This is a genomic window from Lentzea rhizosphaerae, from assembly GCF_042649515.1.
In the GTDB taxonomy this organism is placed as follows: domain Bacteria; phylum Actinomycetota; class Actinomycetes; order Mycobacteriales; family Pseudonocardiaceae; genus Lentzea; species Lentzea aerocolonigenes.
Genome location: NZ_JBHRZI010000023.1, coordinates 177,639 through 185,149, shown reverse-complemented (window position 1 = coordinate 185,149; position 7,511 = coordinate 177,639). Strand labels below are relative to the sequence as shown.

The window sequence follows — 7,511 nt, the reverse complement described above, 5'->3', positions numbered from 1 at the left end:
TGCTTTCCCCGCCAAAACCGCCAATGCGCCTACCCGCCGGCGTCCAACGTCGAGATCGTCATCCGCGACCGGGAAGCGGCACCCGTCGCCGGCAAGTACAACGTCTGCTACGTCAATGCCTTCCAGGTCCAGGAGGGGCACGACGGCGACTGGCAGAGCGATCTGCTGCTGCGTGACGCCAACGGCAACAAGGTGGTCGACCCTGACTGGAAGGAGACGTTGCTCGACCTGCGCACGGCCGACAAGCGCACGCGCGCGGCGGCCGAGGTCAAGGCGTGGATCGACACCTGTGCGGCCAAGGGTTACCAGGCGGTCGAGCCGGACAACTTCGACAGCTACTCGCGGTCGAAGAACCTGCTCACGACCACCCACGCGCAGGAGTACGTCAAGCTCCTGTCCGCCCACGCACACTCGAAGAACCTGGCCATCGCCCAGAAGAACACGCCGGAGCTCGCCGGCAACCGCGTCGCCAACGGGCTCGACTTCGCGGTCGTCGAGGAGTGCGGTGAGTGGGAGGAGTGCGGCGACTACGCCGGGCCGTTCGGCAACCGGGTGCTGGACGTCGAGTACACCGACAGCGGCCGGGCGGCGGCGTGTGCGGAGTGGAGCGATCGGATCAGCATCGTGCAGCGCGACCTGTACGTCGTGCCCGCCGGGACCAGCGGGTACGTCCGCAAGACCTGCTGATCACGGAACAGGCCCGATGAGCGCGGTCTGAGAGGACTGTGAGGCGGCTATGAGCGCTCTGTGACCAGGCGAGTTCATCTTTGCCCGCAAGGTCACCGGAGTGAAGGGTCGCCGGCCATGATGCGTTGGATCGTCGGGTCGAGCCAGAGGTACCGCCGTCTCGTGCTGGCGGTCGCGGTCGCCCTCATCGCGCTCGGCTTCGTGCAGCTGCGCGACAGCAACGTCGAGGCGCTGCCGGAGTTCGGGCCGGTGCGGGTGGACGTTCAGGTCGAGGCGCTGGGGCTCTCCGCGGAAGAGGTGGAGAACCTCATCACCAACCCGATGGAGAACGAGTTCTTCAACGGCATCCCGTGGCTCGCGAAGCTGGAGTCGCGGACCATTCCGGGCCTGAGCTCGATGGAGATGACGTTCGAGCCCGGCACGGACCCGATCAGGGCCCGTCAGGTCGTGCAGGAGCGCCTCACCATGGTGCCCGCGCTGCCCGCCGCGAGCTCCCGGCCGCCGCTGGTGATCCAGCCGTTGAGCAGCACCGGCCGGTTGATGATGATCGGGCTGTCGTCGACCGACAAGTCGCTGATCGACATGTCGTTGCTGAGCAGGTGGACGGTCGTGCCGCGGCTGCTGAGCGTCAAGGGCGTCGCCAACGTCGCGATCTGGGGCTTCCGCGACCGGCAGCTGCAGGTGCAGGTCGACCCGTCGAAGCTCGCCCAGAACGCCGTCACGCTCGACCAGGTGCTGCGGACCTCCGCGAACGCCCTGTGGGTGTCGCCGCTGACGTTCGTCGAGGCGTCCACGCCGGGGCTCGGCGGCTTCGTCGACACGGCCAACCAGCGCATCGAGATCCAGCACAACCAGCCGATCAAGAGCGCCGCCCAGCTCGGCCAGGTGACCGTGCAGGGCGCCGAGGACCGCGGCCTCAAGCTGACCGACGTCGCGACCATCACCGAGGACCACCAGATCATGATCGGCGACGCGGTCGTCAACGACTCGCCGAGCCTGATGCTGGTCGTGGAACGCTTCCCGGGCTCGAGCCTGTCCGAGGTCACCGCGAACGTCGAGGCCGCGCTCAACGACCTGCGGCCGGCGCTGCCCGGCGTGCGGATGGACACCTCGGTGTACCGGCCCGCGTCGTTCATCGACACGATGAAGCAGAACCTCGTCACCACACTGCTGGTCGGCGCGCTGCTGCTGTTGCTGGTCGTGTTCGCGTTCCTGTTCCACTGGCGGGCCGCCCTGACCGTGCTGCTGAGCATCGCGGCGTCGGTCGCCGTCACGGCCCTGGTGCTGAACTGGTTCGGCACACCGCTCAACATGATGACCATCGCCGGGCTGGTGATGGCGCTCGCGGTGGTGGTGGACGACGCCGTGGTCGCGGTCGACAACGTGCGGCAACGGCTGCGCGAGGGCGAGCCGACGTCCGAGGCGATCGCGGACGCCGTGGTCGAGATGCGCGGACCGCTGTTCGTGGCGACCTGCGTGACCGTTGTGTCGGTAGCGCCACTCTTGGTCCTGGACGGCGTGCGCGGCGCGTTCCTCACCCCGGTCGCCGTCGGGTTCCTCGTCGCGATCGGTGTCTCGATGCTCGTCGCGCTGACCATTGCGCCCGTTCTGGCGACCGTGCTCCTCACCAAGGGGCACCGCGCGTCGCCGTTCGCGGTGTGGCTGGAGAAGGGCTACGCCGCACTCCTCGGGCTGTTCCTGCGGGTGCGTCTGGTGTCGTGGGCGCTCGCGGCCGTGCTGCTCGTCGTGGGCCTCGCCGTGACGCCGCTGCTCGGCGGCCACCCGCTCGCGCCGACGTTGCAGGAACGCGACGTGCTGGTCACGTGGGAGGCCGCCCCCGGCACGTCCCGGCCCGAGATGAACAGGATCACCTCCGCGCTCACCAAGGAGCTGCGCGGTGTCTCCGGCGTCCGCAACGTCGGTGCGCACACCGGTCGTGCGATGGCGGGCGACCAGATCGTCAACATCAACGCGAGCGAGGTCTGGCTCAGCCTCGACGACCGCGCCGGCTACGACAGCACGCTGAACGCGGTGCGGGACGTCGTCGACGGCTATCCGGGCATCCGCGGCAACGTGATCACCTACTCCGACCGGCAGGTGCGGGACGTGATCAGCCGCGGCTCGACGTCGGACGTCGTCGTCCGCATCTACGGTCACGAGTACCCCGTCCTCAACGACAAGGCGGCCGAGGTGCTCGGCATCCTCCGGGGAATCGACGGGATCAGCGACCCGCGGATCAACTCCACCGAGGTGCAGCCGACGCTGGAGATCGAGGTCTCGGTCGAGAAGGCCGCGAAGTACGGGTTGAAACCGGGTGACGTCCGCCGGCAGTCGGCGACGCTGGTCGCCGCGACCGTCGCCGGGAACCTGTTCGAGGACTCGAAGGTCTTCGAGGTCGTGGTGTGGGGCAGGCCGGAACTGAGGCAGAACCCCGCGACCATCAGGGACCTGCTGATCGACGCACCCGTCGGCGGCCCGGAGGGCGGGCCCGCGCAGGTGAAGCTGAGCGACGTGGCGGAGGTCAGGGTCACGCCGAAGCCCGCGATGATCACGCACGACTCCGTGTCGCGCAGCATCGACGTCGTCGCGAACGTGAGCGGCCGCTCGCTGGCCGACGTCACGCGGGACGTGTCGGACCGGGTCAAGGGTGTCTCGTTCCCGCGTGAGCACCACCTCGAGGTGCTCGGGGAGAGCCAGGCGCGGGCGTCGACCGATCTGCGGATCTGGCTGTACATCGCCGGTGCCGTGATCCTGGTGTACTTCCTGCTCCAGGCGGGCCTGGGCAGCTGGCGGCTCGCGACGACCGTGTTCCTGCTGCTGCCGGTGGCGCTGTCCGGCGGACTGCTCGCCGCGGCCACGCAACGCGCCGGCCTGTCGGTCGTGGCACTGCTCGGGTTGCTGGCGGTGCTGGCGGTCGCCGTCCGCGGAGCCCTGGTCCAGCTCAACCACTACGAGCTCGTGGACGGCGACGTCGCGCGCGGCAGCCGCGAACGGTTCACCCCCGCCGTGACGTCCATGCTCGCGACCGCGCTCGCGCTCGTCCCGGTGATCGTCTGGGGCGCCGTCGCCGGCCTCGAGATCATCGCCCCGCTCGCCCTGATCGTCCTGGGTGGACTGGTCACCACCGCGGTGGTGAACCTGCTGGTCCTGCCCGCGCTCTACCCGCGTCTCGCGCCGAAGGAGAAGGCAGATGCGTAGCCGACTGATCGCAACGGTCCTGCTCGTGCTGGGCGCCGCGGGGTGTTCGGTGGCGACCTCCGCCACGGACAGCGGTGGGAAGGAACGTCCCGCCGTGGTCGAGACGATCGCGGGCAAGAGCGTCAAGAGCGTGAAGCTCACCGAGATGGCGGAGAAGCGCGTCGGCGTGGAGACCACCAAGGTCGCCAAGTCCGGCACCGGAACCGTGGTGCCCTACCAGTGCGTGGTCTACACACCGGACGGCAACACCTGGGTCTACACCGTCACCGGTCCGCGCCAGTACGTGCGCGAGCAGGTCACCGTGGCGAACGTGGGCGGCAACGCGGGCTCGGAGGCGTTCCTGTCCTCCGGTCCCGCGGAGGGCACCACGATCGTGAAGACGGGCGTCATCGAGCTGTACGGAGCCGAACTCGGCGTCGGGAAGTAGCCCACCATGATGCGCTGGATCATCGGGACGAGCCTGAAGCTCAAGTTCCTCGTCGTCGTCGGGGCGTCGATGCTGATGTTCTTCGGCATCCTCCAGGTCAAGGACATGGCCATCGACGCCTTCCCCGAGTTCGCCCCGCCCCGCGTGGAAATCCAGACCATCTGCATCGGACTGTCCGCGAAGGACGTCGAGGAACTCGTTTCCGTGCCGATGGAACAGGGTCTCAACGGCATCGAGGGCCTGACCGCGATGCGGTCGAAGTCCGTGTCGCAGCTGTCGTCGATCGTGATGATCTTCGAGCAGGGCACGGACCTGATGAAGTCGCGACTGCTGATCCAGGAACGGCTCAACTCGATCAGCCAGCGCCTGCCGCGCTGGGCGAACTCGCCGTTCATGATCCAGCCGTTGTCGTCGACGAGCCGGACGATGAAGATCGGCATCTCCCAGGCCGACAAGTCCGACCAGGCGCACGTCGACATGGCCCTGCTGACGTACTGGACGCTGCGGCCGAGGCTGATGCGCGTGCCGGGCGTCGCGAACGCGGCGATCTGGGGCGACCGCTGGCACGTCAAGCAGGCGCTCGTCGACCCCGAGAAGATGAAGCAGCACAACGTGAGCCTGCAGCAGGTGCTCGAGTCCGCCGGTGACGCGGTGGACGTGGGGCAGCTGAAGTTCAAGGGCGGCTTCGAGATCGGCACCGGCGGCTTCATCGACACGGCGAACCACCGGTTCCCGGTGCAGCACCAGCTGCCCGCGTTGTCCGGCCAGGAGCTCGCCGGCATCCCGATCACGACCGACCCGGACAAGCCGAAGGTCTACCTGCGCGACGTCGCCGAGATCCGCGACGACATCATGCCCCCGTCCCTGCTCACCGGTGACGCCGTCATCAACGACGGTCCCGGCATCATGGTCATCGTCGAGAAACTGCCGTGGGCCAACACGCTGGACGTCACGCGGGGCGTGGAGGAGGCCATCAGGGACTTCCAGCCCGGCATGCAGGGACTGCAGGTCGACACGGAGATCTTCCGCCCGGCGACGTTCATCGAGACGTCGGTGAACAACCTCGGCCGCGCGATGCTGATCGGCTTCGGCCTGGTCGTGCTGATCCTGATCTTCTTCCTGTTCGAGTGGCGGGTCGCGTTGATCAGCGCGATCACCATCCCGCTCTCGCTGGTCGCGGCGGGGCTCGTCCTGAACGCCATGGGCGCCACCATCAACGTGATGATCCTGGCCGGCCTGGTCATCGCGCTGGGCGTCCTGGTGGACGACGCGATCATCGACATCGAGAACATCGTGCGGCGAATACGTCAGCACCGCAGGGAAGGCAGCGATCGGTCGACCGCGTCGGTCATCCTGGAGGCCTCGGTCGAGGTGCGCGGCCCGATCGTGCACGCCACGATGATCATCCTGGTGTCGACGATCCCGGTGTTCCTCCTCAGTGGCCTGACCGGATCGTTCTTCCGCCCGCTCGCGTTCTCCTACGGGTTGTCGATCCTCGCGTCGCTGCTGGTGGCGTTGACGGTGATCCCGGCGCTCGCGCTGATCATGCTGCGCAACGCACCGATCGAGCGCCGCGAGTCGCCGCTCGTGCGGTGGCTGCAACGCGGCTACACGGCGTTGCTGGCGCGCATCGTGCCGCGGCCGGGCATCGCGTACTCGGTGGTGGCGCTGGTGATGGTCGCTGGACTGGCGATCGTGCCGTTCCTCGGGCAGAACCTGTTCCCCGCCTTCAAGGAACGCGACTTCCTGATGCACTGGGTCGCGCAGCCGGGCACCTCCCGCACCGAGATGGTCCGGATCACCGAGCAGGCGAGCAGGGAGCTGCGCGCCATTCCGGGCGTGCGCAACTTCGGCGCGCACATCGGCCAGGGCACGCTGGCCGACGAGATCGTCGGCATGAACTTCACCGAGAACTGGATCAGCATCGATCCGAACGTCGACTACGACAAGACCCTCGCCGCCGTGCAGAAGGTCGTCGACGGCTATCCCGGTCTGCAGCGCGACGTGCAGACGTACCTGAAGGAACGCACCAAGGAGGTGCTGACCGGCTCCAGCGATGCGATCACCGTCCGGATCTACGGCGACGACCTGAACGGCATCCGCGACAAGGCCAACGAGGTCAAGGAGCTCGTCGCCGGGATCGACGGGATCATCGAGGAACACGTCACCCTGCAGACGAACATCCCGCAGGTCGCCGTGGAGGTCGATCTGCAGAAGGCGTCCAGGTACGGCATCTCGCCCGGTGAGGTGCGCCGCACCGCGTCCGCGTTCATCTCCAGCGAGGAGGCCGGGGACATCTGGCGCAACGGCAAGAACACCGAGGTGCACGTGTGGAGCCAGCCGCAGGCCCGGTTCAGCGTGGAGAGCGTGAAGGGACTGCTGATGGACGCGCCGGACGGCCGCAAGGTGCCGATCGGTGAGCTCGCCTCGGTGAAGATCGTGTCGGCGCCGAACCAGATCCTGCGCGAGGACGGGTCCCGCCGGATCGACGTGGGCGCCAACGTGGCGCAGGGTGCCGCGCTGGTCGAGGTGGCGCAGGAGGTCGAGCGGCGGCTGGCGCAGGTGCAGATGCCGCCCGGCATGCACGCCGAGCTGCTCGGCGAGTACAAGGAGGCCACGGCCGCCCAGAACCGGCTGCTGCTCTTCGCCGGCATCGCGGTCCTGCTGATCCTCCTGATCCTCGTGACCGCGTTCAACAGCTGGCGCCTCGCGGTGCTGGTGATGCTGACCTTGCCGATGGCGTTGGCGGGCGGCGTGTACGGGGCGTGGCTGACGGGAGGAATTCTGTCGCTCGGGTCGCTGGTCGGGTTCTTCACGGTCCTCGGCATCGCGGCGCGCAACGGAATCCTGATGATCAACCACTTCCAGCACCTGGAACGGGAGGAGGGAGAGCCGTTCGGTCGTGAGCTGGTGCTGCGCGGCGCGAAGGAGAGGCTGGCGCCGATCCTGATGACGTCACTGGCCGCGGGACTCGCCCTGGTGCCGCTGGCGATCGCGGGTGACCTGCCGGGCCACGAGATCGAGCACCCGATGGCGATCGTCATCATCGGCGGACTGTTCACGTCCACGTTGCTGAACCTGTTCGTGACACCGTCGCTGTACCTGCGGTTCGCGCGACGCCGTCCCCGGCGCCCCAAGCAGAACCCAACCCCCACCCCAACCCCCGCGTAGGCGATGAACGGCGCTTTTGTCCACCTCA

Annotated in this window: 4 protein-coding genes (1 of these 4 only partly in view); all 4 read left to right on the top strand. The window is 68.1% G+C overall.

The genetic code is table 11. The annotated features are described in order from the left end of the window. Nucleotides 1–687, top strand: partial view of an endo alpha-1,4 polygalactosaminidase gene (locus ACFOWZ_RS27910; protein WP_382376870.1) — the 3' portion only. It extends 60 nt beyond the left edge of the window; 687 of the gene's 747 nt are visible here — the last part of the coding sequence; its start codon lies off the left edge, out of view; its stop codon occupies nucleotides 685–687. 117 nt (nucleotides 688–804) lie between these two features. Continuing rightward, entirely contained in the window at nucleotides 805–3,885 is a 3,081-nt protein-coding gene (locus ACFOWZ_RS27905; protein WP_382376869.1) for an efflux RND transporter permease subunit, read from the top strand. Then, a complete protein-coding gene (locus ACFOWZ_RS27900; protein ID WP_382376868.1) occupies nucleotides 3,878–4,312 on the top strand; it encodes a hypothetical protein in 435 nt (144 codons plus the stop codon). The genes ACFOWZ_RS27905 and ACFOWZ_RS27900 overlap by 8 nt, the downstream gene beginning before the upstream one ends. A 6-nt stretch (nucleotides 4,313–4,318) precedes the next feature. Next, nucleotides 4,319–7,483, top strand: coding sequence for an efflux RND transporter permease subunit (locus tag ACFOWZ_RS27895; RefSeq protein WP_382376867.1), 3,165 nt, complete (start codon nucleotides 4,319–4,321; stop codon nucleotides 7,481–7,483). Nucleotides 7,484–7,511 lie beyond the last annotated feature (28 nt).